Raw genomic sequence first — 26,032 nt, forward strand, 5'->3', positions numbered from 1 at the left:
CCGCCGCCCATCGGCGAAGGTCGGGCGACGCTGGCGCACCGGCTTCGGCGTGGCAGCGCTCGGCCTCGGCGCCCTGCTCGTCATCGGCCCGCTCCGCGACACCCCCGTGGGCTTCCTCGGGGTGGTCAGCGCGTTCGCCGGGCTCACAACCCTCGCGGGCCTGGTCCCCCGCGCCAAGCGCTGGTGGTGACGGTGCGCTACGTGGACCATGAACCAGGAATGTGGTTCCTCGTCGAGCAGGAGGGTTCGCTCTACCTCGACGCGAGGTACACCTACAGCGCCCTCATCGACGATTCCGCGCTCATCCGGCTGAACGACACCGAGCTCGCCGCCTACCTCGCGGGCGACCACGATGTCCTGTCCGACCTCGCCGGACGCATCCACAACAGTGCGCCCTACCGGAGTGAGTCGCCGTTCTTCAGCAGGGATCTGTACCGCAGTGCAGACGGCGCGCAGTATCGCGAAGCCGTCTCAGCCGCGATCGCCGATCACACGTGGATCGCGGAACAGCGGCGGAAGCGGTAGCCACGACCGAGAGCGCTCATTCCGTCGACGTTGGGGCTGGTCGACGACGCGACGTGCGCTTTCGACGGGCTAGACGTTGAAGCGGAACTCCACCGAGTTCCGATGCTTTCGGAACCTTTGGCGCTAAGGCTGTTCCCTGGCCAACAAATGCAGTCTGACCTGGGTCTTTAGTGCGAGGAGTAACTACGCAGAGGGAGACCTGCGCCAGTTGGAGCACCAGAGACCAGATTAACATCCGGGGCTCGTTGAGGTCATCCCGAGGACTGATGGACGCTGGATCGGACGGGCCGGGGAGCTCGCGCCGCTCCCCTGGGTCCTTTGGCCAAGTACGCGCGTCAGGCGTCTCGCTGACACAGCGCCAAGAGCAGCCAGAGTCGCATAACGCTCGGGACTGCTCGGCAATCCTCCATGACCGACGAATAACTTATGGGTCTCGACTCGCGCGGCCAGCACCTACGGCAACACAACCCGTGCTACCAAGAGCTATGGTGCAGATTGTTGCGACGAAGCGGACAACGCTCTACAGGATGCTTGACGGAAGCACGTTTGAGACAGCACTGACCGAGTCTCGGCGAGAGACAGATGACAACTTCAACGTCACCGACCTCCAGGTAGAAGATCGACCCGCGCGCCTTGTTTCCGGCTCCATCACGACCAAGGCCAAGTGGTCGGCGGATCTGAAGCTCCTCACCGGCCAAACCGTTGACCTCAAGAACCGCTCCCCCGGCGCTGCCCTATTGCTCCAGGACACTGGAGACGTAATCTGGGCCATTACCTGGGGCACCGGGTTCCACTTCTTGGATTCGGAGCAGATTGACTTCGGCTTCGGCTCGCGCATCGTAGCGCGGTCTGCGCTTCCCTCGGAAATCAAGTCGCTGACGAAGACCATCTTGGACCACAGAGCTCGTGTGGATCGGAGTTCGATGCCGAACGGAAGCACGATTCGTGATCTCGGAGTAGACGGCTACGGCGAGGTCGTCAGCAGGATTGAGGCAAAGGCGCGGATCAGTGACCTCAGTGTTGGAGACAAGGTCGTGCAGCTGAGCGCGGCGGACTCTCTGAAAGCACCACTCGCAAAGTCAGCAGGACCTTTGCTCGCAGACCTCAAGGTTCTCGATGATCTGTTGCGTCAGCCCGTCCGAACAGGCTTGGAGAGCCTTGAGCAACTCGTCGCGCTCAAGGCCAAGGACAGCCTAGTACCTGCGCTCGACGAGAAGCTCGTTGACGCCTTGAAGTCAGATGCGGGCAAGCGCCTCGGGGTGTCCTGGCCGCACGAGCGTCTTGATGCCTACGGCCCGATGATGAGCGTAAAAGTCACCGGCTTGGGGGATCGCAAACGGCGGGTCTTTGACCAAGCGCCCGACACGAGCGACGTGATCGAGTGGCTCGCTGATACACCAAGAGAGGCGATCCTCGACCGTCTGAAATCCGTGAAGATCGAGCTGCATAGCGAGGCAGATCCCCAGGTCCATACGCTTGTTTCCACGCCTGTGCCACTGCGGCGGTGGCTCGCATTCGAGGTCGAGGAAGACGGCCAACGATTCTGTCTGCACGATGGAAACTGGTACCGGATGGATGACCAGTACCTTGCCCGAATCGACGACCGCGTTCGTGAGATTCTGTCTGAGCCTGCCTCAGTAACCATGCCTCCGTGGGGTGAGGAGTACGAGGATGCCTACAACAAGCACGCCGCCGAGGCCCTGTCGGGGTACTGCTTGGACAGGAAGCTGATCACAACTCCGCTTCATTCGCGTGGCGGGATCGAACCCTGCGACGTGTTCGTCGCTCCGGGCACCCTGATCCATGTGAAGCGCGGGCGGCAGTCGGCTGACCTCAGCCACCTTCTCGCGCAAGGACTTGTGTCTACTGACGCCCTCGCACGAGATGAGAGTGCACGCAATGCATGGACGAAACGCATTGCTGAGGAGAGCAAGGGAGTGGTCGACAAGGCCGAGCTCAAAGAAGTGATCCTCGCGATCGGCAAGGAAGATCCGATCACGGTCGACACCCTGTTCACCTTCACGAAGGTGAACCTGGTCAAACAGTACGACGCGCTCCGCTACCTTGATGTGAGGGTTCGCGTGGCGACTATCGGCCCGCCGCCAGCTTTGGATCAATAACGGCGGATGCCTGCCCAGAAGTTGGACGGTCGGACAAGCTAACGAATCAACGGCAAGCCAGGCCGATTCAAGGTCTCAGACAAGGCTCGCGGCTACGACATGGCTAATGGGAGTCTCGAGGAGAGCCAGCAGACGACACTGAACCGCTTGCCATGGCCACACGACTCCCTCTACTGAGATTCAAGGTTCGGCCTACCGCCAACGCTGAACCAGTACGGACACTCGCCATCGTGGTTCCGCCAGTCGCACGCGTGAGGCCCCTCGTGGTGGTGCCAGCCGCCGAAGCGACCAAGCTCCTCAGACCAGTGCTCACAGCGGATGACCTTCGGGGCACTCTCGGTGTCATCAGTAGCCATGAGTCCATGATCCCACTCATGCGCCGCCGGGGCCGTCGGCACCAACGCGCCCGCACCACGCTCCGCTGCTACACCTTCATCTGCGAAGAGCCCTTTCGACGCGGTAGCGCTCAAGCACTCTTCCGGTAGGTCGCGTTGAATACTGCGTTGGCAAGCCACTGCTTGAAGCTGCTGTTGTCCTGGAACTCCTTGAAGAGCTGAGTGTCATCTGAGATGAGACGTAGCATGACCTGGCTGAGTGCACGGTCGCTCTCGACGCGGGCGTTTACCGGATCGTCGTTGGCCTGCGCGTTCTTGTAGGCCTCGTCCTCCGACACGAGCCTCGGAATCTCCTCGGTGATGAACCGCTCGACACGATCGGCATCATTCCACTCGATGTTGCCGAAATGATCGTTGAAGCTTCTTACGATCGCCGAGAGCCTCTCGAGCTCCGGATCCGAGAGGTGTCCTCCGCCGGCGCCCGGGATCGGTGCAAGAGTCCCGTCTTCGTCATCGAGCACGATCTTCATCGCACTGAGCTTCTCAGCGCGATACGACTCCAGGTCGATGTTCTCGAGGATTCCGGCGGAGAGATCCTCTTCCTTGGGAGCCGGCAGCTTGGGCACGAGGTGGTCAAGGAAGATCGATCGCTTCTCCCACTCAGTGCTGCCGTAGGGCAGGACGGTGGAGAGGAAGTTGTACGTGCGAAGGAAAGCTTTGGCATCGCCCTTGAACTTCACCTGGTCATCTTCGTCGGGGAGTTCGATGTACTCAGCGACGCTGGTGTCCAGCAGCGGGTCAAGCTGGTCGCGCCTCTCCCCCGCCAGGTACCGGCTGACAAACTCTTCGACTTGCTCGGGTGTGTAGATCCCGAATGCGTCGAGGTCGTTGACCAGGTCATGCAGCTTGTTGGCGTCCGTCTCTTCAGCTAGCACGGTCGTGCGGTAGTACGGTTCAAACGCGCGTTGGATCTCCGCAGCATCGTTGGCGAAGTCGAGGACGAAGGTGTCATGCTTCGCCGGATGTGCCCGGTTGAGCCGTGACAACGTCTGCACCGCCAGTACACCCGACAACGCCTTGTCCACGTACATCGTGTGCAGCAGTGGCTCGTCGTAACCGGTCTGGAACTTGTTCGCGACGACGAGAATTCGATTAGGGTCGGTTTTTACCTGTTCGGCGATCGCGTTGGAGGGGAAGCCATTCAAGCTCGCCTCGGTGACTTTCAGCCCTTTGTACTCGTGCTCACCAGAGAAGGCGACGACCGCCTTGTACGGGCTCTTGCGTGCAGCTAGCGCGTCACGAATCGCATGGAAGTACTCGATGCACCGTGCGATCGACGAAGTTACGACCATTGCCCGCGCTTGGCCGTCGATCTTCCGCTTCGCGACCACCTGAGCAAGAAAGTGCTCGATCATGATGTCGGTCTTCTGAGCAATGGCGTGCTCGTTGCCCTCGACATATGCGCGCAGCTTCTTCGAGGCGCGCTTCGCATCGAACTCGGGATCGTCCTCCACAGTCTTCATCAGCTTGTAGTAGCTGCCGACCGGTGTGTAGTTGGAGAGAACATCGACGATGAAGCCCTCCTGGATCGCCTGCTTCATCGTGTATGAGTGGAATGGTCGGAAGCTCGTGCCTCCTTCGCCGTTGGGCACCGGTTCGCCGAACATCTCGAGCGTCTTGTTCTTCGGCGTCGCGGTGAAGGCGAAGTAGCTCGCGTTCGTCAACAGCTTCTTGCCCTCGATGATCCGGTTGATCCGGTCCTCGACGGTGTCTTCCTCATCGGCTTCGACACCTGCAAGCGCACGAGAGACGGCCGCGGAAGTCTTCGACCCCTGGGACGAGTGCGCCTCGTCGATAACGATGGCAAATGTGCGGTCACGGTGGTCCGCACCGATGTCATCCAGGATGTACGGGAACTTCTGCACCGTAGTGACGATGATCTTCTTGCCTGCGGTGATCGCGCGGCGTAGATCTCCGGATCGGTCGGCATGGACCACAGTCGAACCCACCTGCAGGAACGACTTGATGGTCTGTGTGAGCTGGCTGTCGAGGATGATGCGGTCGGTGACGACGATGATCGAGTCGAAGGCGATCTTGCCGTCGTGTGTGGCCTCGGTGAGCTGGTGAGTCAGCCAGGCAATCGAGTTTGACTTGCCGCTGCCAGCCGAATGTTGAATGAGATAGCGGCGACCAGCACCGTTCGCCTCGACATCGGACAGGAGTTGGCGCACGACATCGAGCTGGTGATACCGAGGGAAGATCGCCTTGGAGACCTTCTTGCCAGTTTTCTGGCTCTTTTCAACCACGATCTGCGCATAGTTCTCGATGATCCCGGCGAGGCTCTGCGGTGCGAGCACTCGCCGCCACAGGTAGTCCGTCATAACTCCATCGGGATTCGGCGGGTTACCCGCACCATCGTTGAATCCTTGATCGAACGGCAGGAACCACGATGAAACACCCTTGAGATCGGTGCAAAATCGTGCGCGCTGATCATCCAGGGCGAAGTGCGCGATCGTCCGGCCGAACGCGAACAGCGGCTCACGAGGGTCGCGGTCTCGCTGGTACTGCTGAACGGCGTCTTCGACCGTTTGGTTCGTGATGTTGTTCTTCAATTCGAACGTAAAGATGGGCAGACCGTTGACGAACGCCACAAGGTCGACGGCATCCCCCGGGTTACTGACGCTGTGATGCACCTGCCGCGTGACGACGAACCGGTTCGCGGCGAAATGCTCAGCAGCCTTCGGGTTCCCAGCTGCAGGCGTCGGGTAGTACAGGTCGACGTGCAGACCGAGATGGTCGATGCCGTTTCGCAAGACGTGGACGACACCCCGCCGCGTGATCTCACCCTGGAGCCGAGCGAGGAACTTGTGACGCGTGGGAGTCTCCGATGCGAGCCTGAGCGAGTCGACGAGATCGGGCTGGGTTGACTCGATGAACGCAGCGAAGTGCTCCAGATCGATCGCGTAGGAAGCGACGTAGTCTCCGGGGGCCCCCGCGGTCCAGCCGCCCTCGCTCATCTGAGTGACGATGAGCGATTCCAAGCTCTCCTCGTTGAGTCGCTGCATGCTCACTCCTCGCCTTCGCTCAGTGCTTCCTCAAGATCATCATCGGTTGCTGAGACCGTGTTGTCGAACGACTCGGGTGCGTCCGGCAGCGTCGCTGCGATGGCACGGACGTCGACCTGGCCCGTCACCACGTCCGCGACGAGCCTGGTGCGGAACTCCTGGAGGAGCTCGATTTCTGCACTTAGCCGCTCACGCGCGGTATCAATTTCGGCGAATTCTGTCGAGAGTTGCTCCATGATCGATCTCTGTTCATCCAATGGTGGCATCGAGATCGGGATCGACATCAACCGATCTCCGGTGAGCTTCGGCTGAGCGGCACCAGTGATCCACGGCCGATAATCCAACAGCTCGAGCCGCTGAACGAGGTAATCCACATCTGCACTCACTACTCGGAGTACGTGTGCATGGTTGTTCACCCAGAATTTGCCGTCTACTCGTAACACTAATGGCAAATTTCGAAGCACGAGATTCGCCCCGTCTTCTGCCAGGAGAACCAGAGTCTCATCGAAGATGTAGTCCTCGACTTTGTCGATAACGCCCGAAGCGCCGTAGTAGTCGTAAATACGAGACGACATTTTTCCTCTTTCGACTGTGTCGAGAGGAATCCGACGAGAGTCGAGATTCTGAGTCAACTGTTTTACGCGAACGATCTTCCAGTGTTCCGGGAAATCACCAATCCATTTGATCCCCGACTCCCGAAACCGCACCGATGGCTCCAAGCCCTTCAGTATGAGCTCGTGTCGACGTTGCACCCGCTGTTCCCGCAGTAGGGCAATGAGGCGGCGTTTGGCGGCGATGGCCTTGTCGATTCGGGCGTTCGCGTGGGTGAGGTACTTTACGATCGCTGCCTGCTCCTCCACTGGCGGCACGGGAAGCAGATCGACAGCCAGCATCGAGTAGTCAATGTTCTGGCCCTCCCTTATGCCAGTCACCGCGAGTGTGAGTGAGCTAATGAAAGGCTTCGATTTGAAAAGGAAGGTCAGATAGTCGCGATATACAGCGGATCTGGCCGTCAGCACGGTATACGCGGGAGAAATGATTCCTCGGTGATAGCAGCGCTCAATTCCTCCCTGAAACGAGCGCAGACTGATCACAAAGTCGCCGATATCGACCAGCTTCAGCAGATGAAGGTCTTTCGACGCAGTGACGGTCCTAGTGCCATAGTCGGACTTTCTGATGACTCCGTGACTCTGTGTTGCTGCAAGTAGTGCCTCGTCGGGATACCCCTTTTCGACTCGTTCAATCAAGAGCGACTTGGTGCGCTCGGTCGTCCAATGCGCAGGCAGCTCACCTAGCCACGGACTGTTGTTCGCCGCGTACCCGTCATGCCGGGGGAGACCACGAAACATCAGTCCTCACCCGCGATCTCGGCGATAAGATCGTCGGTTTCGGCTTCGAGTGCACGGATGTCTGCCTGAATCTCGGCCAGCGTGCGCGACGGGGCGGGCTTGTAGAAGTGGCGCGTGAAGGAAATCTCGTAGCCGATCTTCGTTTTCGACCCATCGATCCAGGCATCCGGAGCAAAGGGCGTCACCTCACGTCGGAAGAACGCTTCGATCCCATCTGCGTGGTCACCAGCTGGCTCGGTCAACGGCACCTGCTCGGTGTCGCGGAGCTCGGTGTCAGGCTCGTACTCGACAACGCGGGTGCGACCACCGATGACCGCCTCATATCGTCCGTACAGTGGGTCAGGCTTCGCCGCATACGGGAGCGCTCTTTTGATGACCGGTGGCCCGCTCTCGTCGCGCATCCCGTCTTCCTTGAGCTGCTTGATCTCTTTCGTGGTGTACACGCGGTTCGGGTCCGCGCCGACGATGCGCAGCGGTCGCTCGACGGTGATCTTCTTGTAGCCGAAGTCGACCCCGTCGAACACCTTGGAGCGATCGGTGTCGTCGTACTGGTCGAATGCGGTGAAGGCCTCGAGCACCTTGTCGGCGTCGGACGCACTGACTTCCACGCCTTTCTCACCGAGGTTCTTGCGCAGTGGTGTCGACCAGCCTGTGGCATCGATGAGCTGAACCTTGCCTTTGCGGCGCTCTTCCTTGCGGTTGGAGAGCACCCAAACATAGGTGGCGATGCCGGTGTTGTAGAACATCTTGAGCGGCAATGCGACGATTGCCTCGAGCCAGTCGTTCTCGATGATCCACCGACGGATGTTGCTCTCGCCCTGGCCGGCGTCGCCCGTGAAGAGCGACGACCCGTTGTGCACCGACGCGATCCGGGAGCCGCGATCGGTTTCCTGCTTCATCTTCGAGATCAGGTTTGCGAGGAACATCAGCTGCCCGTCGCTGCTGCGCGTGACAAGCGAGTACTCGCTGTCGCCATCGTGAGTCACGATGAATCGAGGGTCGATGATCTTCTTCGCGCCTCCGAGGCGATCCTGGTCGGTCTTCCAGCTCTTGCCGTACGGCGGGTTCGAGAGCATGAAGTCGAACTCTTGGCCCGCGAACGCATCGTTGGAGAGGGTCGAGTACTCCGGGCCACCGACGATGTTGTCTGCAGCCTTGCCATCGCCTTTGAGGATCAGGTCGGCCTTCGCGATCGCATACGTCTCGGCGTTGATCTCCTGCCCGTACAAGTGGGTCGAAACCTTCTTGCCAGACGATTCCGTGAGGTGATGCAGCGTCTCCTCAGCGACGGTCAGCATGCCGCCGGTGCCCATAGCGCCGTCGTAGAGGCGGTACGTGCCCGACGGGATCGCGTCAGCGATCGGTTCAAACATCAGTCGGGTCATGAGTCGGACAGCATCGCGCGGCGTCCAGTGCTCGCCGGCCTCTTCGTTGTTCTCCTCGTTGAAGCGGCGCACAAGCTCTTCGAATACCGTGCCCATCCCATGGTTGTCCATCCCGGCCGGGGAGAGATCGAGATCCGGCGCGAGGAACTTCTCGATCAATGCACCGAGCGCGTCAGCCTTCGTCAACCGGGGTAGCTGGTTGCGGAACTCGAAATTGTCGATGATCTCCTGCACGTTGGGCGAGAACCCGTCCAAGTACGCCTCGAAGTTCTGCCGCAGGCGCGTCGAGTTCGACACGTGGCGCAAGTCCTGCAGCGAGAAACCAGACGTGTTGTAGAAGTCCTGCTTGGCCGCATCCCGCAGCGGTGCATCCTGGTCGGCGACGCCAGCCTCGTCCAGCATCTTCTTCATCGCCATCACGGCTTCCTGCGTCGGGCCAAGGACGCTGTCCAGGCGACGCAGGACCGTGAAGGGAAGGATCACGTCACGGTACTTGCCTCGGACATAGAGGTCGCGGAGCACATCGTCAGCGATGTTCCAGATGAGCGCCACGATTCGAGAGTGGTTGATGGAGCTGTGTGGCACGGGGATCCTTCACTTGTGACTAGGCATCCTGCCGAGCGGCGGGGCGATGAGACTGGTACAGGCGATGCCGCCCAACCAACACTGAAGGTAGACGGCACCACTGACATTCTCTCAGCTCGTGCAAAGTCTTGTCTGCTCGGCCAGGCTCCGAGCGACGCCCACCTCGTCCGCTGTGCCAGAGCAACTCATGTACCGGCCGTCATCGACGGACGACCAGTGACTGCGCCTCGACGCCGAGCTGTTCAGCGAGGGCATCCACCGAATCCAGGGTGAGGTTGCGCTCTCCACGCTCGATACCGGCAAGATACCGAGTCGACACACCGAGCTCCTCAGCGAGGCCCTCCTGCGACAGATGGCGCGCAAGGCGCAGATCGCGCACCTGCGCTCCGAGCACCTTCTTCAGCGGTTCTGTCACACAACCAGCCTCAGGTCTGGTAGTCATGACTTCCAGGAAGTTATCGCTTCCGGTAGCGGTCGAGGCAGGGCCGCGCGCGACTCGCACTGAGCCGCATCTGACCTCGAAGGAGAGCGTGACGATGTTCGAATCGCAGCAGATCCCCGACGGGAGCTCGACAGCTCTCCCCCGCGTCCTGCACACACCACGGAGTAGGGCGCTGCTCTCGGAATCGTGGGCCCAAGCAGACGAGGCGAAGCGGAGGGAGCGGGCAGGCGACGACCTCCAGCTTCCGTATGAAGCCTATGCAGCCGGCAAACCCTGCCGCGCATGTGGGCGCGCCCTTCTCGGTGAGCCAGCCCTGGGTACTGATGAAGAGGGCCTTGCACTGATCGACGCCGACAATGCCCAGTTCCGCGCCGAGCACGCGGCATGCAGCATGGGTGTCTGGCGTCTCGAGAACAACAGGGTGGAGCACTGCCACCTGTGCTGCCCATTCCCGCCACTTTCACCGGCTCAACGCGATGAGCTCCGACAGCTCCTACACCCACCCTCATTGCACATCGACCGCAGCGCCACCTGGCGAGTGGAACTGACCTGCCAGCACGTCGAGACCTTGGCCGCGCACTCCCCCCGCTACGTTGAACCGACCGTCCAATGCACCGAATGCGCCGTCATCCGCGGCGTGGTCAAAGCCGTGCGAATCGATGACCAGGCAAAGGATGGTGACGACGGCAGAGACATCGAGAGCCTCCAGCCCGGCTATCAACGACTCACAGATGAGCAATGGAGCTGGATCAAGCACATCGTTCACACAGAAGAAGGCCCTCGCCGCGGGCGGCCACGTACTGACATACGCACGATCGTCGACGCGGCGCTTTTCAAGACACGCACCGGCATCACGTGGCGCGAGCTCCCAGCAGAGTTCGGGTCATGGCAGACCGCCTTGCGCCGGCACCGCCAATTGGTCGCGAGCTCCCAGTGGGACGAGATCACTCGCACTCTGGCGAAACGAGACCTGCCCCGGTGAACCGCGGCACTGTTGGGACATCCGACTTTTGAGTCAGACTGATTTTTGAGTCAGCACACCGCCCGAGAGATCGCGCGTCGAACGACTCGAACTCACCCCGGAACCGGCCAGCCGAGACTGCCTATCAGGGACGCTACCGCACTGCGGAAACGAGAATCGGCCCCGGCGGAAGCTCCGCAGGGGCCGATCAAAGTCCCAGGTCAGCGGGGAAAACGCTTAGCACCTGAAGGTAGATCGGAACTCGTCCGCCGAGCCCAATCAGAGGGCGAGAGGGTAAAATCCCTGGTCAGACGCCCTTTTTTAGACATTGAACCTGAATTCAACGACGTCGCCGTCCTGCATGACGTAGTCCTTGCCCTCCATGCGGGCCTTGCCCTTGGAGCGGGCCTCGGCGACGGAGCCGGTCTCGACGAGGTCGTCGAACGAGATGACCTCGGCCTTGATGAAGCCCTTCTCGAAGTCCGTGTGGATGACGCCGGCCGCCTGGGGCGCCTTGGCACCCTGCGGGATCGTCCACGCACGCGACTCCTTCGGCCCCGCCGTGAGGTAGGTCTGGAGACCGAGCGTCGCGAAGCCGATGCGTGCGAGCTGGTCGAGGCCGGACTCGGTCTGGCCGGTCGACTCAAGCATCTCGCGGGCGTCGTCCTCGTCGAGGTCGACGAGCTCCGACTCGAGCTTGGCGTCGAGGAAGACGGCCTTCGCCGGCGCCACGAGGGCTGCCAGCTCGTCGAGCTTCGCCTGGTCCTGGAGGACGTCCTCGTCGACGTTGAACACGTAGATGAACGGCTTGGCCGTGAGGAGACCGAGCTCCTTGATGGGCGCGAGGTCGATCTTCGTCGCCGAGAGCGGGGTGCCGTCGTTCAGCGCGTCCTGCGCCTCCTTCGCCGCCGTGAGGACGGAGGGGTCGAGCTTCTTGCCCTTGACCTCCTTCTCGAACCGGGTGATCGCCTTCTCGAGCGTCTCGAGGTCGGCGAGGATGAGCTCGGTGTTGATGGTCTCCATGTCGGACGCCGGGTTCACGTCGCCGTCGACGTGCACGACGTCGGGGTCTGCGAAGCCGCGGACGACCTGCGCGATGGCGTCGGCCTCGCGGATGTTCGCGAGGAACTTGTTGCCGAGCCCCTCCCCCTCGCTCGCGCCCTTGACGATGCCGGCGATGTCGACGAAGGACACCGCGGCGGGCAGGATGCGCTCGCTGCCGAAGATCTCCGCGAGCTTGCTGAGCCGGGCATCGGGCAGTTCGACCACGCCGACGTTCGGCTCGATCGTCGCGAACGGATAGTTCGCTGCGAGCACGTTGTTGCGCGTGAGCGCGTTGAACAGGGTGGACTTGCCGACGTTGGGCAGGCCGACGATGCCGAGAGTAAGAGCCACGAGGGTCTATCGTACTTGGCCGCGCGTCCCCGTGGGTCGCGTCTCCCCTCCGGGCACGGATCGGCACCGTCGATCGAGCGGCATGCGGCGTGCCACCCGAGCGGTGTCGGACGCTGGTGCGAGGGTGAGGACGTGCCACTGGATTTCACCGCCATCGACTTCGAGACCGCGAACTCGTCATCCGCCTCCGCCTGCAGCGTGGGCCTCGTCAGGGTCCGCGACGGCATCGTCGTCGACCGCGCGGGCTGGCTCATCCAGCCCCCTGCCGGACACGACGCGTTCCTCGAGTGGAACACCCGCATCCACGGGATCGTCGCGACCGACGTCCTCGGGGCGCCGGGTTGGGCGGACCAGCTCGACACCCTCCTCGACTTCGCCCAGGGTGACGCCCTCGTCGCCCACAACGCCGGCTTCGACATGGGCGTCATCCGGGGTGGCTGCGCCGCCACCGGCCTCGACTGCCCCGACCTCAGCTACCTGTGCAGCCTCAACGTCGCCCGCAAGACGTATCAGCTCGACTCCTACCGGCTCCCCGTGGCGGCCCTCGCCGCCGGGTTCGACGACTTCCAGCACCACGACGCCACCGGCGACGCCGAGGCCTCCGCGCACATCATCATCCACGCCGCCGCCCGCCATGGAGCATCCTCGATCGCCGAACTCGCGCAGCTCACGAGCGTGAAGATCGGCCGGATCGGGACAGCCGTCGCCGCCTGAGCGCGCGGTCGCCGCGCGGCCTCCGAGCGATGTCGGCGGCCCGCGACACACTGAGGGCATGGACAGCGCACTCGCCCTCGGGATCGGCCTCCTCATCGGACTCGTCATCGGCGCAGCCGTGGCTGTCCTCCTGCTGCAGCGGCGCACCGGTGCGGGGTCGGTCGACCCGGCGCTCCTCGAGGCCAGGCACACCGCCCAGCTCGCCGACCTCCGCGGTCAGCAGGCACAGCTCCTCGCCGACGCGTCCGCGCAGGAGGCCGAACTCCGCGCCGCGCTGCGCGCCGAACTCGCCGCGCTCGACGCCACGGCCGACGGGCTCGGACGCGAGCTGAACGCTCAGCGCGAGCAGTACCGCGAGCTCGCCGAGCGCCATCGCGCCGACGCCGAACGACGATCGCGCCAGGAACACGAGGAGAGCCAGGTCCTGCAGGCCCTCGCGCCCGTGCAGCACAGCCTCGAGCACATGCAGGCGAAGGTCGCGGAACTCGAGCAGCAGCGCAGCCGCCAGCACGGTGAGCTGGCCCAGCAGCTGAAGACCGCTTCGGAGTCCGAGGAACGCCTGCGGTCGACGACGGAGTCGCTCGCCTCGGCGCTCCGCAACAACGCCACCCGCGGCGTCTGGGGCGAGACCCAGCTCCGGAACGTCGTGGAAGCCGCGGGCCTCACGCAGCGCGTCGACTTCGACCTGCAGTCGAGCATCACGTCCGACAACGGCATCGGCCGACCCGACATGGTCGTGCGACTCCCCGGCGGCAAGTCGATCGCGGTCGACGCGAAGGTGCCGTTCGCGCAGTACCTCGAAGCCAGCACCATCCCCGTCACGGCGACAGGCGAGGAAGCCGCACGACGTACCGCCCTCCTCGCGCAGCACGTGAAGGCCGTGCGGTCGCACGTCGACGCCCTTGCGGCGAAGGGCTACTGGCGCGGCCTCGAGTCGAGCCCGGAGTTCGTGATCTGCTTCATCCCGAGCGAGTCACTCCTCGCCGCAGCACTCGAGGCCGACGCGAGCCTGCTCGACTACGCCTTCGGCAAACGGGTCGCCCTCGCCTCCCCCGTCAACCTGTGGGCGGTCCTCAAGACGGTCGCGTTCACCTGGCAGCAGGACGTCCTCACCGAGGACGCGAAGCGACTGTTCGACCTCGGCAAGGAGCTCTACCAGCGGCTCTCGACGCTGTCGGACCACGCCGACCGCCTGCGCCGGTCCATCGAGAGCACGGTCACCAACTACAACCAGTTCGCCTCGTCGTTCGAGACCCGCGTGCTCGTCACGGCGCGCAAGCTCGACGGCCTCGACGAGGCGACGGTCATCGGTCAGGTGAGCCAGAGCGACGCCTCACCGAAGCGCCTCACCGCACCGGAGGCGCAGCCCTCGCCGGAGCCGTCCGATAGCGAGCCGAGCGAGCTCGAGGCGCGACTCGCGCACCGGCTGCAGGACTGACCGGCACGAGCACCGCACGACGAAGCGCCCGGCACCACCATGAGGTGGAACCGGGCGCTTCGCTCTGCTGGAGGAACGGCTACAGCCACTTCGCAGCGAGGTGGTCCGCCTCGACGCGACGGATGGTGCCGGAACGCGACCGCAGCACGAGGCTCTCGGTGCGGATGATCGGCCCCTTGCGCTGCACACCGTCGACGAGTTCACCGTGGGTGACGCCCGTCGCGACGAAGTACGTGTTGTCGCCTCGGACGAGGTCGTTCGCGCCGAGGACGCGGTCGAGGTCGTGACCGGCCGCGAGCGCACGCTCACGCTCGGCGTCGTCCTTCGGCATGAGCTTGCCCTGGATGAGCCCGCCGAGCGCCTTCACCGCACACGCGGTGATGATGCCCTCAGGCGTGCCGCCGATGCCGACGCACATGTCGATCCGCGAGTCGTAGCGCGCGGCGTTGATGCCACCCGCGACGTCGCCGTCGAGCAGCAGACGCGTCCCGGCACCCGCCGCGCGGATCTCCTCGATGAGCTGCGCGTGGCGCGGTCGGTCGAGGACGGCGACGCGGATGTCCTCGGGCTGCTTGCCCTTGGCCTTCGCGAGCTCGCGGATGTTGTCGCCGATGGACTGGCTGATGTCGACGACACCGATGCCGTCGGCGCCGGTGACGATCTTGTCCATGTAGAACACCGCGGACGGGTCGAACATGCTGCCGCGGTCGGACACGGCGATGACGGAGAGGGCGTTCTGGCGGCCTGCGGCGGTGAGGCTCGTGCCGTCGATCGGGTCGACGGCGATGTCGCAGGACGGGCCGCGGCCGTTGCCGACATGCTCGCCGTTGAACAGCATGGGCGCTTCATCCTTCTCGCCCTCGCCGATGACGACCACGCCGTCGAAGTTGACGGTGCCGAGGAAGGCGCGCATGGCGTCGACCGCTGCGCCGTCGGCGGCGTTCTTGTCGCCTCGCCCGATGAACGGCGCCGCCCGGATCGCGGCGGCCTCCGTCGCTCTCACGAGCTCCATGGCGAGGTTGCGGTCGGGCTGCAGATAGTGGGAGCCGGTTTCAGGCTGGGTCACTGGATCCTCCATGGATCGCTCGCCTCGTGGGACACGACGCTTCGGTGGATGAGGGTTTCAGCCTATCGAACCGGGCTGGGAAGGCCGCTGGGTGCGTCTCGATCGAGGCGCTTCCGTGACCTCGTCAGCGGGCTCCCGGGACCGACGACGACGGACTCGACCATGACACCGCCGTCCGCTTCGACCCGGACTCCGGCGAGTTCGGCTCCGGCGGCGAGCGCGGTCGACGTGACGGCACTGAGCAGCAGCCAGGCGTCATCGCGGCAGAGTTCGTCGAGCGGGACCTCGCGATCGAGATCGGTCCCGGCCTCAACGAGCCGCGCACGTTCCTCCGGCGACTGCGGTGCGAAGCGCGCCGTCATCCAGCCGCCGAGGGCCCGGACCGCGGCAGCCGTGAGGATGCCCTCCGGGGCCCCGCCCACACCGAGGAGCAGATCGAGGTCGCCGTCGGCGGCCGCGGCCCGCAGGGACAGGGCGACGTCGCCGTCCATGAAGCTCACGAGCTCGGCACCGGCGGCGGTCACGGCCTGGGCGGTCGCCGCGTTCCGAGGACGGTCCTGGACCGCGACCCGCAGCTGCTCGACCGGCCGCCCCAGCCGGGCCGCGAGCCGGTCGAGGGTCACCGCGATCGGGTCGGCCAGCGACAACTCGCGTCCCCCGCCGGCAGCGACGAGCTTCTCGAGGTAGTACGCCGGGCCGATGTCGAACATCGCACCGCGCGGGGCGATGGCGATCACGGCGACGGAATCCGGCTTGCCCGTGGCCGCGAGCTTCGTGCCGTCCACGGGGTCGACGGCGAGGTCGATCGCCGGCCCAGCACCCGTGCCGAAACGCTCCCCGACGAACAGCATGGGCGCCTGGTCCTTCTCGCCCTCCCCCACGACGACGCGCCCGTCGACCGGGAGCGATTCGAGCGCCCGGCGGAGCGCATCGACGGCGACCCCGTCGATGCGCATGCCGTCTCCACCTCCGACGAGACCCGCGACGGCGGCAGCCGCGGCCCTCGTGGCGTCGAGGAAGCCGTCGAGGAGGTCGGTGTCCGGAGTGCGCTCGATCATGTCCCCATCGTGCCGTATGCCTCGGAGCCCGAGTCACTAGACTTCAAGGCGAATCGTCCCCACGCAAGGAGAAGACATGCCCGTCGCCACCCCGGAACAGTACGCAGCGATGCTCGACAAGGCGAAGTCGAACGGGTTCGCGTACCCGGCGTTCAACGTCTCGAGCAGCCAGACCATCAACTCCGTCCTCCAGGGCCTCACCGAGGCCGGTTCCGACGGCATCATCCAGGTCACCACGGGCGGCGCCGACTACTTCGCCGGCCACACCGTGAAGAACCGTGCCGCCGGCGCGATCGCCTTCGCGAAGTTCGCGACCGAGGTCGCCAAGAACTATCCGGTCACCGTCGCGCTCCACACCGACCACTGCCCGAAGGACGCGCTCGACGGCTTCGTCATGCCGCTCATCGCCGCCTCCGAGGAAGAGGTGAAGGCCGGTCGCAACCCGATCTTCCAGTCCCACATGTGGGACGGCTCGGCGGTCCCGCTCACGGAGAACCTCGAGATCGCGACCGAGATGCTCAAGCGCACGAAGGCCATCAACGCGATCCTCGAGGTCGAGATCGGCGTCGTCGGCGGCGAAGAGGACGGCGTCAGCCACGACATCAACGAGCACCTGTACACCACCCTCGACGACGCCATCGCGACCGTCGAGGCGCTCGGCCTCGGCGAGCAGGGTCGCTACATGGCCGCCCTCACCTTCGGCAACGTGCACGGGGTCTACAAGCCCGGCAACGTCAAGCTCCAGCCCGAGCTGTTGAAGACCATCCAGGACGGCCTCGCCGCCAAGTACGGCCACGGCCCCAAGCCGCTCGACCTCGTCTTCCACGGCGGGTCCGGTTCCACCGACGCCGAGATCGCCGAGGCCGTCGCGAACGGTGTCGTCAAGATGAACATCGACACCGACACGCAGTACGCGTTCACGCGCTCGATCGCCGGCTACATGCTGTCGAACTACGAGGGCGTGCTGAAGCTCGACGGCGAGGTCGGCAACAAGAAGGTCTACGACCCCCGCGCCTGGGGCAAGGTCGCCGAGTCGGCGATGGCCGCTCGCGTCCTGGAGTCGACGAAGCAGCTCGGCTCGTACGGCACCAGCACCTCCTAGTCACCTGCACGTACAGCACGGGCCCGGCATCGCTGCCGGGCCCGTTCTTCGTGCGTGGACGACTACGGCTGCTGCGAGCGGACGTACTCCATGAACGCCGGGTCGGCACCCATGGCCACGGCGAGACAGATCACCACGACCAGGTTCGCCGCGACGCCGGCGACGAGCGGGATCCAGAAGGTCAGTCGACCCGCGCGGAGCGACCGGCTCGACAGGATGATGGCGCCCACCCACAGGGCGATCTGGAGACCGAGCGCCAGGATGCCCATGGCGCTCGCGAGACCGTCCGAGGAGTACCCCGAGACACCCATCTGCACGAGTGCGGGCCGAATCAGGCCGGGGAGGTCGAGCAGGCCCGGCATGGTCACGATCAGGCCGACGAGGCCGAGTCCGAGCAGGATCGACGTCGCGATGCGGTCACCCGCGACGGGTCGTCTGGCGGCCACGGTCGGAGCGCCCGGCTGCACCGCCCCCTGCTCACGCGTCTGCTCGCGGAGGGTCGGCTCCTGCTGCTGCCGCGGTTGCCGTTCGACGGGGACGACCGGTGCGATGCCGAGCTCCTCCGCCCGCTGTTCGTCGATGGGCTCGGCGATCCGGGCACGCTGCTCCTCGGGGGACGCGTACTCACCGAACTGCGGACGGGGGCGGGATTCGCTCATGGTCGACGCCCTCCCAGGGCGCGCGGATCGGTCGTGCCGGCAAGGTCTTTGCGCAGCTCCTTCGGCAGGGAGAACATGAGGTCCTCCTCGGCCGTCTTGACTTCCTGCACCGCGCCGTAGCCGGCTCCGGAGAGTTCTTCGAGGACCTCGTCGACGAGGACCTCCGGCACGGAGGCGCCGCTGGTGACACCGACCGTGACGACGCCGTCAAGCCAGGCCTGCTGGATCTCGTGCGCGTAGTCGACGCGGTAGGCGGCCTTCGCGCCGTATTCGAGCGCCACCTCCACGAGGCGCACCGAGTTCGACGAGTTCGCCGACCCGACCACGATCACGAGGTCTGCGTCCTGGGCGACCTTCTTGATGGCCACCTGGCGGTTCTGGGTCGCGTAGCAGATGTCGTCGCTCGGCGGATCCTGGAGCTTCGGGAACCGCTCGCGCAGGCGGCGGACCGTCTCCATGGTCTCGTCCACCGACAGCGTGGTCTGCGAGAGCCACACGACCTTGTCGGGGTCGGCGACGACGAGGTCGTCGACGGCTTCGGGGCTCGTCACGAGCGTGACGTGGTCGGGCGCTTCACCGGCCGTCCCCTCGACCTCCTCGTGCCCCTCGTGTCCGATGAGCAGGATCTCGTAGTCGTCGCGGGCGAAGCGGACGGCCTCGCGGTGGACCTTGGTGACGAGCGGGCAGGTGGCGTCGATCGCGAGCAGCCCGCGGTCGGCGGCGGCGTCGACCACGGCTGGCGAGACACCATGCGCACTGAAGACGATGTGCGCGCCGGACGGCACCTCGTCGACCTCTTCCACGAACACCGCGCCCTGGGCCTCGAGCTGATCGACGACGTGCACGTTGTGGACGATCTGCTTCCGGACGTACACCGGTGCGCCATAGTGCTCGAGGGCCTTCTCGACGGCGACGACCGCGCGGTCCACGCCGGCGCAGTAGCCACGAGGGGCGGCGAGCAGGACGCGCTTCTCGCCGGCGACGGGGAGGTCTGCGAGGCGTCCGGCGATGCGTCGGAGCCTCGGCATGCCGAGGCCGATGGCTGGGGCGTCGCGGAGATCGGTCACGTGTGGATTCTACGCGGCAGCGCTCGGGAGTCGGCCGTGAACGGCCGGGTGATCCGCGACCCCGCGCCGTCGGTGCTCGCGGCTAGGCTGGAGGGATGAGCGATGCACCGGCCACCATGGAAGCCCCCTGGCCGGTCGCGCTCCTCGGCACGAAGCTCCGCGACTACATCGACCGCCTCGGCACGGTCTGGGTCGAGGGCGAGATCACGCAGTGGGGCGCCTCGGGCGGCAACGTCTACGGCAAGCTCAAAGACCTCGAGATCGATGCGACGGTCGGGTTCACCATCTGGTCGTCAGTCCGCGCGAAGATCCCCGCCGACCTCAAGCAGGGCGACCACGTGGTCGCGTTGGTCAAACCGAACTACTGGCTCAAGGGCGGCACGCTCACCATGCAGGTCATGGCGATGAAGCACGTCGGCATCGGCGACCTCCTCGAGCGACTCGAACGACTCCGTCGGCAGCTCGCCGAGGAGGGGCTCTTCGACGCATCCCGCAAGCGCCCACTGCCGTTCCTCCCGCAGTGCATCGGGCTCGTCACCGGCAAGGACTCCGACGCCGAGAAGGACGTCCTGCGCAACGCTGAGCTGCGCTGGCCGTCGGTCCGGTTCCGCGTCGTCCACGCCGCCGTCCAGGGCGACCGCACCCCTGGCGACGTCGTGAGCGCCTTGCAGACGCTCGACGCCGACCCCGAGGTCGACGTCATCATCGTCGCGCGTGGTGGTGGCGACTTCCAGAACCTCCTCGGGTTCAGCGACGAACGCGTGGTCCGAGCCGCGGCCGCCTGCACCACGCCCCTCGTGAGCGCCATCGGCCACGAGGCGGACCGCCCGCTGCTCGACGACGTCGCCGACCTCCGCGCCTCCACGCCGACGGACGCCGCCAAGCGGGTCGTCCCCGACGTCGCGGAGGAGTTCGCTCGCGTGCAGCAGGCCCGCGTCCGGTTGTCCTCCCGGGTGACCTCGTTGCTCGGTCACGAGATCGACCGACTCGCGACGCTCCGCACCCGTCCCGCGCTCGCAGACCCGTCATGGATCGTCGACTCACGGGCGGACGAGCTGACCCGCACGGTCGCGAGGGGTGCCGAGCTCATCGACCGCGCCGTCGAGCGCTCCCAGCGCGAGGTGACGGAACTCCGCGCGCACCTCCGCGCCCTGTCGCCGCAGCGCACGCTCGACCGCGGCTACGCCATCGTCCAGCGAGCGGACCCGGAGGCCGGCGTCCCGGGTGGCGCGGTCATCCGTGCGGAGGGCGACGCCCCCGCCGGGACGGAGCTCCTGGTCACCCTCGCCTCCGGCGCGATCGGCGCCTCCAGTACCGGCCCGGCCACGGCTGCCGCCCGGACCGACGACGAATAGGATAGAAGCATGCCAACCCCCTCCGATGTCCAGGAGCTCAGCTATGAGCAGGCACGCGACGAGCTCGTGCGTGTCGTGTCCGAGCTGGAGCAGGGCTCGGCGTCGCTCGAGGACTCCCTCCGGCTCTGGGAGCGCGGCGAACAGCTCGCCCAGCGCTGCGAGGAGTGGCTGATCGGCGCGAAGGCACGGCTGGACGCGGCTCGCGCCGCCCAGCTCGGATCCGGCACTCCGGACGCATCGCGGTGAAGGACACCAAGCCGCCGCGCGTCGTTGCCGAACTCGGCCGCCCCGAGACGCCGCAGGAGACCGCCGACCGCAAGGCGGAGAACTCCCGCCTCTACCGCTCGCGCAAGACCGTCAACAACCTCGTCCTGTCGCTCCTGGCCACGGTCGGCCTCGTGGTCGTGATCGTGCTCGCCGTGCCCCGAGGTGAGGCCCCGGAACGCCCGACCGTCGACTACGCGCAGCTCGCCGGTCAGGCGCAGCCCGACCTCCCCGTCCCGCTCCTCACCCCAGAGCTCGGCGACGACTGGGGCAGCAACTACGCCGACGTCCGCACCGCAGCCTCACCGGTCGCCGGCACGCCCGACATCCGCTCCTGGAACGTCGGGCTCATCTCCCCCGACGACGAGTTCGTCGGCCTCGTCCAAGGCGTGGACGCCAACGACACCTGGCTCCTCGCCGAGCTCGACGAAGCCCGGCCCACCGGAACCGTCACCATCGACGGCGTCGAGTGGGTCGAATACGCGAACGGCAGCGGCTCCGACGACGGTAACGTCGCGTACGCCCTGTCGACCGTCGCCGGTCGGAGCACGATCGCCGTGTTCGGCACGGCGAAGCCCGAGTACGTCCTCGATGTCGCACGCTCCGTGCGCACCGGGGTCACCGCCAACCTCGACGCCCCGTCGGGCGCCCCTGCAGAAACGGACTCAGAATGACCCAGAAGCGCCCCGGTGCCGTCTGGCGCGAGATGCAGCGCGGCAACGCGCGGTTCGTCGCCGGTCAGCCCGCCCACCCCCGCCAGGACGTCGAACGCCGCGCCACGCTCGCGCACTCCCAGGCCCCGGAGGCGGTCATCTTCGGCTGCTCCGACTCCCGCCTCGCGGCCGAGATCATCTTCGACAAGGGACTCGGCGACCTCTTCGTCGTCCGCAACGCCGGCCAGATCGTCTCCGACTCGGTGCTCGGCACCCTGGAGTACGCCGTCGGCGTCCTGCAGGTCCCGCTCATCCTCGTGCTCGCGCACGACGAGTGCGGCGCCGTCCGCGCGGCCATCGACTCGCAGATCGAGGACGCAACGCCGCTCCCCCCGTACATCGACCAGCTGATCCAGCAGATCGTCCCCGCCGTGAGTGCGGTCGCCGGCCCTGCACCGATCGACGCAGCCTCCGTCGACACCTCCGAGGTCGGACGACGCCACCTCCGCCGCACCGTCATGGAGGTCGTCTCGCGCTCCGAGCTCATCAGCGACGCCGTGGCGGCCGGGACGGTCGCCATCATCGGCGCGAACTACAAGCTCCTCGAGGGCACCGCCGTCGCCGACATCGTGATCGGCGACGTCACCGTCCCCGAATGACCTCCACTCCGCTCACCGACCGGTCGAGCGCAGCACCACCGCAATCGCACGAAGGAGAACGAACAGCGTGGTAGACACCTCAGCAACCGAGTACCGCATCGAACACGACACCATGGGCGAGGTGCGGGTCCCCGCCAACGCGCTCTACGGTGCGCAGACGCAGCGGGCCGTCGAGAACTTCCCGATCTCGGGCAGCGGGCTCGAGTCGGCGCAGATCGCCTCGCTGGCCCGGATCAAGAAGTCCGCGGCACTCGCGAACGCCAAGCTCGGCGTCCTCGACCAGGGTGTCGCCGACGCGATCGCCGCTGCAGCCGACGAGGTCATCACCGGCGCGCACGACGCGCAGTTCCCGGTCGACACCTACCAGACCGGCAGCGGCACCTCGTCGAACATGAACATGAACGAGGTCCTGGCGACGCTCGCGAGCGCGCGCCTCGGCAGCCCGGTGCACCCCAACGACCACGTCAACGCCTCGCAGTCCTCCAACGACGTCTTCCCGACCTCGGTGCACATCGCGGTCACGAGCGCCCTCATCGACGACCTCATCCCGGCCCTCGACCACCTGGCCGTGTCGCTCGAGCGCAAGGCCGAGCTGTGGAAGACCGCGGTGAAGCCGGGCCGGACGCACCTCATGGACGCCACGCCGGTCACCCTCGGCCAGGAGTTCGGTGGCTACGCCCGCCAGATGCGTCTCGGCATCGAGCGCGTGCGCACGGCGCTCCCCCGCGTCGCGGAGGTCCCGCTCGGCGGAACCGCGACGGGCACCGGCATTAACACGCCGAAGGGCTTCCCCCAGCTCGTCATCGAGCTGCTCGCGCAGGAGACCGAGCTGCCCATCACCGAGGCCCAGGACCACTTCGAGGCTCAGGGCGCACGCGACGGACTCGTCGACGCCTCGGGAGCCCTCCGGGTCATCGCGGTGAGCCTCACCAAGATCTGCAACGACCTCCGCTGGATGGGCTCGGGCCCGAACACCGGTCTCGGCGAGCTGCACATCCCCGACCTCCAGCCGGGGTCCTCGATCATGCCCGGCAAGGTGAACCCCGTGATCCCGGAGGCCGTCCTGATGGTCGGCGCCCGGGTCATCGGCAACGACGCGACCATCGCCTGGGCCGGCGCCTCGGGCTCCTTCGAGCTCAACGTGGCGATCCCGGTCATGGGCACGGCGCTCCTCGAGAGCATCCGTCTCCTGTCGAACGCGACCCGGGTCCTCGCAGACAAGACCGTCGACGGCCTCGAGGCCAACCTCGACCGCGCTGCGGCACTCGCCGGCTCCTCGCCCTCGATCGTCACTCCGCTGAACAAGATCATCGGCTACGAGTCGGCGGCGAAGATCGCCAAGCACTCCGTCGCCAAGGGCCTCACCGTCCGCGAGGCCGTCGTCGACCTCGGGTTCGTCGAACGTGGCGAGATCACGGAGGAGCAGCTCGACACGGCGCTCGACGTGCTCTCGATGACGCACCCCGGCTGAGTCGACCAGCTCGTCGAACGACAGAACGGCCCCGGAACCCTCGCGGTTCCGGGGCCGTCTCCGTCCGTGTGGTCACGCCGAGGCGGCGATCGCGCTCCAGCAGCCGAGGAGCAGGAACGGGCCGAACGGGATGCGCGTGCGCCAACCGGCTGAGCCACCACGTGAGCGTGCGAGGAGCACGACGACCACACCCGCGAGGCCGGCCGAGGAGACCGACACCACCGCGAAGAGCAGTACCGCGGACGTCCCGAAGCAGCCGACCGCGAGGCCGAGCAGCGCGCCGAGCTTCACGTCCCCCATGCCCAGCCCGCCGAAGACGGCGCACACGTACAGGACGGCGCCGACCGCGAACCCCATCAGGAGCGGTTCGAGCGGGGCCACCTGACGCACTGCGGCATCGACCGCCGTGAGCGGCACCGCGATGGCGAGCGCCGGCAGCACGAGACGGTTCGGGAGCCGCCGCTCCGCGACGTCGATGCGCACGAGCGGCGGCGTGATGCAGGCGAGCCATACGAGCACGATGCCGACCGGACGCGGGTCGGGGCCGAGCCGGGCAACGGTGACGGCCACGAGCAGCAGCGTCGAGCCGGCCATCGCCGCGGTGGCGACACGCGGGCGGAGCCGCCTGCCGGTGGAGGTCGGTCGCGAGGGCATCCCGTCAGGATAGGAGGATCCTCATGCCGGCCCTCGGCGTTCTCCACAGGCGGCCGGGGCCGGCGGAGCGAGCCTCGCGAGCCCGCTCCGCCGACGGCCGCTAGGCCAGTTCGTTCCCCTCGAGCATCTCGGTCACGAGTGCCGCGATGGCCGAGCGCTCCGAGCGCGTCAGCGTGACGTGCGCGAACAGCGGGTGCCCCTTGAGCGTCTCGATCACCGAGGCGACGCCGTCGTGTCGGCCGACGCGCAGGTTGTCGCGCTGGGCGACGTCGTGCGTGAGGACGACCCGCGAGTTCTGCCCGATCCGGCTGAGGACCGTGAGGAGGACGTTGCGCTCGAGCGACTGGGCCTCATCGACGATCACGAAGGCGTCGTGGAGCGACCGGCCGCGGATGTGCGTCAACGGGAGCACCTCGAGGATGCCCCGTTCGACCACCTCGTCGAGCACGTTCTGCGAGACGACCGCGCCGAGCGTGTCGAAGATCGCCTGTCCCCAGGGGTTCATCTTCTCGCCCTGGTCGCCGGGCAGGTACCCGAGCTCCTGGCCGCCGACCGCGTACAGCGGCCGGAACACCATGATCTTCTTGTGCGCCTGTCGCTCGAGGACGGCCTCCAGACCCGCGCAGAGGGCGAGCGCGGACTTCCCCGTCCCTGCTCGACCTCCCAGCGAGAGGATCCCGATCTCGGGGTCGAGCAGGAGGTCGATCGCGAGCCGCTGCTCGGCCGAGCGTCCGTGCAGACCGAAGACGTCGCGGTCGCCGCGGACGAGCTTGTAGCTCCGCTTGCCCGTGACCCGTCCGAGTGCGGATCCCCGGTCGGAGTGGATCACGAGGCCCGTGTTGATCGGCAGGTCCTCGATGATCGGCGTCGTCCCCTCCTCGCGCTCCCACAGCGTGCTCATGTCCTCGGAGCCGAGGGTGATCTCGGACATGCCCGTCCAGCCGGAGTCGACCGCGAGTTCCGCCCGGTACTCCTCCGCCTGCAGACCGATAGAGGCCGCCTTGACGCGCAGTGGCAGGTCCTTGGACACGACCGTGACCGTCAGGCCGTCGTTCGCCAGGTTCAGCGCGACCGCGAGGATGCGCGAGTCGTTGTCGCCGAGCTGGAGACCGGATGGCAGCGAGGCCATGCTCGAGTGGTTGAGTTCGACCCGCAGGGATCCGCCGTCACCGACGGGGATCGGGAAGTCGAGGCGTTCGTGCTCGATGCGGAGCTCGTCGAGGATGCGGAGTGCCTGACGTGCGAAGTAGCCGATCTCGGGGTCGTTGCGCTTGCCCTCGAGCTCGCTGATGACGACGACCGGGATGACGACGGCGTGCTCGGCGAACCGGAAGAGCGCCTTGGGGTCCGACAGCAGCACGGAGGTGTCGAGCACGTAGGTGATCTCGGCCTGCGCCTGATCTCCCCCGCTCGCCGTGTGGTCGGCGGGTCGCCGGCTCGGTCTCGTCGACGCGTCCCGCGTCTCGGTCCCGGCTGACGTGTTCTGGATTTCTCGCGAGGCCACAACCACTCCCACCCCGAGCATCTGATGCTCGGATCACTGTGCGAAACGGCCGCCTGCAGGGTTTCGAGCCGAACTTGTGTGGCCGTCTCGACCGGGCTCCATGCCCGATGAGATGAACGTACGTCCGGCCGCCGACATCGACGCGACGACACGCCCCGTGTCCTGTTACGGGGAGGTGAACAGATGGGGGCCGTCTCCTGGCCCGC

The 26,032-nt window shown here is 66.0% G+C and carries 23 protein-coding genes; 12 read left to right on the forward strand and 11 right to left on the reverse strand.

Annotated features, from left to right (window positions below):
• From IFT89_RS11430 to IFT89_RS11440, 3 genes are all read left to right on the forward strand, one after another.
• Positions 1-190, forward strand: a 190-nt coding sequence (locus tag IFT89_RS11430; protein WP_202939021.1) for a hypothetical protein, incomplete at its 5' end; no start/stop codon positions are given.
• 11 nt (positions 191-201) lie between these two features.
• On the forward strand, positions 202-525 hold the full coding sequence (locus tag IFT89_RS11435; RefSeq protein ID WP_202939022.1) for a hypothetical protein: 324 nt from the start codon (positions 202-204) through the stop codon (positions 523-525).
• Between the two features lie 485 nt (positions 526-1,010).
• Positions 1,011-2,645: a DUF6119 family protein gene (locus IFT89_RS11440; protein WP_202939023.1), complete on the forward strand. Its 1,635-nt coding sequence runs from the start codon at positions 1,011-1,013 to the stop codon at positions 2,643-2,645.
• A 466-nt stretch (positions 2,646-3,111) separates the two neighbouring features.
• On the opposite strand, the gene IFT89_RS11445 is transcribed toward IFT89_RS11440, so the two are convergent.
• From IFT89_RS11445 to IFT89_RS11460, 4 genes are all read right to left on the reverse strand, one after another.
• A complete protein-coding gene (locus IFT89_RS11445) occupies positions 3,112-6,045 on the reverse strand; it encodes a type I restriction endonuclease subunit R (protein WP_202939024.1) in 2,934 nt (977 codons plus the stop codon).
• A 2-nt stretch (positions 6,046-6,047) separates the two neighbouring features.
• Positions 6,048-7,394: a restriction endonuclease subunit S gene (locus IFT89_RS11450; RefSeq protein ID WP_202939025.1), complete on the reverse strand. Its 1,347-nt coding sequence runs from the start codon at positions 7,392-7,394 to the stop codon at positions 6,048-6,050.
• Entirely contained in the window at positions 7,394-9,331 is a 1,938-nt protein-coding gene (locus IFT89_RS11455) for a type I restriction-modification system subunit M (RefSeq protein WP_307783497.1), read from the reverse strand. Before IFT89_RS11455 ends, IFT89_RS11450 begins: the two co-directional genes overlap by 1 nt.
• A gap of 232 nt (positions 9,332-9,563) precedes the next feature.
• Entirely contained in the window at positions 9,564-9,779 is a 216-nt protein-coding gene (locus IFT89_RS11460; protein WP_202939027.1) for a helix-turn-helix domain-containing protein, read from the reverse strand.
• A gap of 121 nt (positions 9,780-9,900) precedes the next feature.
• Here IFT89_RS11460 and IFT89_RS20270 point away from each other — a divergent pair, with 121 nt between their 5' ends.
• Positions 9,901-10,788, forward strand: a complete 888-nt coding sequence (locus IFT89_RS20270) for a transposase (RefSeq protein ID WP_244650704.1) — start codon at positions 9,901-9,903, stop codon at positions 10,786-10,788.
• Between the two features lie 300 nt (positions 10,789-11,088).
• Here the strand turns inward: IFT89_RS20270 and ychF are convergent, their stop codons facing one another.
• Positions 11,089-12,162, reverse strand: coding sequence for a redox-regulated ATPase YchF (gene ychF, locus IFT89_RS11470; protein ID WP_191940771.1), 1,074 nt, complete (start codon positions 12,160-12,162; stop codon positions 11,089-11,091).
• Between the two features lie 132 nt (positions 12,163-12,294).
• Here ychF and IFT89_RS11475 point away from each other — a divergent pair, with 132 nt between their 5' ends.
• Positions 12,295-12,876 (forward strand): exonuclease domain-containing protein, encoded by a 582-nt coding sequence (locus tag IFT89_RS11475; RefSeq protein WP_064296572.1) that lies wholly within the window; start codon positions 12,295-12,297, stop codon positions 12,874-12,876.
• 58 nt (positions 12,877-12,934) lie between these two features.
• Positions 12,935-14,314: a DNA recombination protein RmuC gene (rmuC, locus tag IFT89_RS11480; protein WP_202939028.1), complete on the forward strand. Its 1,380-nt coding sequence runs from the start codon at positions 12,935-12,937 to the stop codon at positions 14,312-14,314.
• A 79-nt stretch (positions 14,315-14,393) separates the two neighbouring features.
• On the opposite strand, the gene glpX is transcribed toward rmuC, so the two are convergent.
• Together glpX and IFT89_RS11490 are read right to left on the reverse strand one after the other, a co-directional pair.
• Positions 14,394-15,392 carry a class II fructose-bisphosphatase gene (glpX, locus tag IFT89_RS11485; protein ID WP_064296437.1) on the reverse strand — a complete coding sequence of 333 codons (999 nt, stop codon included), beginning with the start codon at positions 15,390-15,392 and terminating at the stop codon, positions 14,394-14,396.
• A 50-nt stretch (positions 15,393-15,442) separates the two neighbouring features.
• Positions 15,443-16,438, reverse strand: a complete 996-nt coding sequence (locus IFT89_RS11490) for a fructose-bisphosphatase class II (RefSeq protein ID WP_202939029.1) — start codon at positions 16,436-16,438, stop codon at positions 15,443-15,445.
• Positions 16,439-16,514: 76 nt separating this feature from the next.
• Here IFT89_RS11490 and fbaA point away from each other — a divergent pair, with 76 nt between their 5' ends.
• Positions 16,515-17,540, forward strand: a complete 1,026-nt coding sequence (gene fbaA, locus IFT89_RS11495) for a class II fructose-bisphosphate aldolase (RefSeq protein WP_202939030.1) — start codon at positions 16,515-16,517, stop codon at positions 17,538-17,540.
• Positions 17,541-17,602: 62 nt separating this feature from the next.
• Here fbaA and IFT89_RS11500 read toward each other — a convergent pair whose 3' ends face one another.
• Complete coding sequence (locus IFT89_RS11500; RefSeq protein ID WP_202939031.1) at positions 17,603-18,199, reverse strand: DUF6264 family protein; 597 nt, start codon at positions 18,197-18,199, stop codon at positions 17,603-17,605.
• Positions 18,196-19,227 carry a 4-hydroxy-3-methylbut-2-enyl diphosphate reductase gene (locus IFT89_RS11505; RefSeq protein WP_071261248.1) on the reverse strand — a complete coding sequence of 344 codons (1,032 nt, stop codon included), beginning with the start codon at positions 19,225-19,227 and terminating at the stop codon, positions 18,196-18,198. The genes IFT89_RS11500 and IFT89_RS11505 overlap by 4 nt, the downstream gene beginning before the upstream one ends.
• A gap of 134 nt (positions 19,228-19,361) precedes the next feature.
• Here IFT89_RS11505 and xseA point away from each other — a divergent pair, with 134 nt between their 5' ends.
• The 5 genes from xseA (at position 19,362) to IFT89_RS11530 (ending at position 23,668) form a co-directional block, all read left to right on the forward strand.
• Positions 19,362-20,621, forward strand: a complete 1,260-nt coding sequence (gene xseA, locus IFT89_RS11510) for an exodeoxyribonuclease VII large subunit (protein ID WP_064296441.1) — start codon at positions 19,362-19,364, stop codon at positions 20,619-20,621.
• A 9-nt stretch (positions 20,622-20,630) separates the two neighbouring features.
• Positions 20,631-20,867 carry an exodeoxyribonuclease VII small subunit gene (locus tag IFT89_RS11515; protein ID WP_064296575.1) on the forward strand — a complete coding sequence of 79 codons (237 nt, stop codon included), beginning with the start codon at positions 20,631-20,633 and terminating at the stop codon, positions 20,865-20,867.
• Positions 20,864-21,559: a DUF4245 domain-containing protein gene (locus tag IFT89_RS11520; RefSeq protein ID WP_167620449.1), complete on the forward strand. Its 696-nt coding sequence runs from the start codon at positions 20,864-20,866 to the stop codon at positions 21,557-21,559. Before IFT89_RS11515 ends, IFT89_RS11520 begins: the two co-directional genes overlap by 4 nt.
• On the forward strand, positions 21,556-22,197 hold the full coding sequence (locus IFT89_RS11525; protein WP_064296442.1) for a carbonic anhydrase: 642 nt from the start codon (positions 21,556-21,558) through the stop codon (positions 22,195-22,197). Before IFT89_RS11520 ends, IFT89_RS11525 begins: the two co-directional genes overlap by 4 nt.
• A 67-nt stretch (positions 22,198-22,264) precedes the next feature.
• Positions 22,265-23,668, forward strand: coding sequence for a class II fumarate hydratase (locus tag IFT89_RS11530; protein ID WP_082455866.1), 1,404 nt, complete (start codon positions 22,265-22,267; stop codon positions 23,666-23,668).
• 72 nt (positions 23,669-23,740) lie between these two features.
• Here IFT89_RS11530 and IFT89_RS11535 read toward each other — a convergent pair whose 3' ends face one another.
• Positions 23,741-24,322 (reverse strand): prepilin peptidase, encoded by a 582-nt coding sequence (locus tag IFT89_RS11535; RefSeq protein WP_202939032.1) that lies wholly within the window; start codon positions 24,320-24,322, stop codon positions 23,741-23,743.
• A gap of 100 nt (positions 24,323-24,422) precedes the next feature.
• Positions 24,423-25,847, reverse strand: a complete 1,425-nt coding sequence (locus IFT89_RS11540) for a PhoH family protein (protein ID WP_086473691.1) — start codon at positions 25,845-25,847, stop codon at positions 24,423-24,425.
• Positions 25,848-26,032 lie beyond the last annotated feature (185 nt).

It is taken from the genome of Plantibacter sp. CFBP 13570, assembly GCF_014841395.1.
In the GTDB taxonomy this organism is placed as follows: domain Bacteria; phylum Actinomycetota; class Actinomycetes; order Actinomycetales; family Microbacteriaceae; genus Plantibacter; species Plantibacter auratus.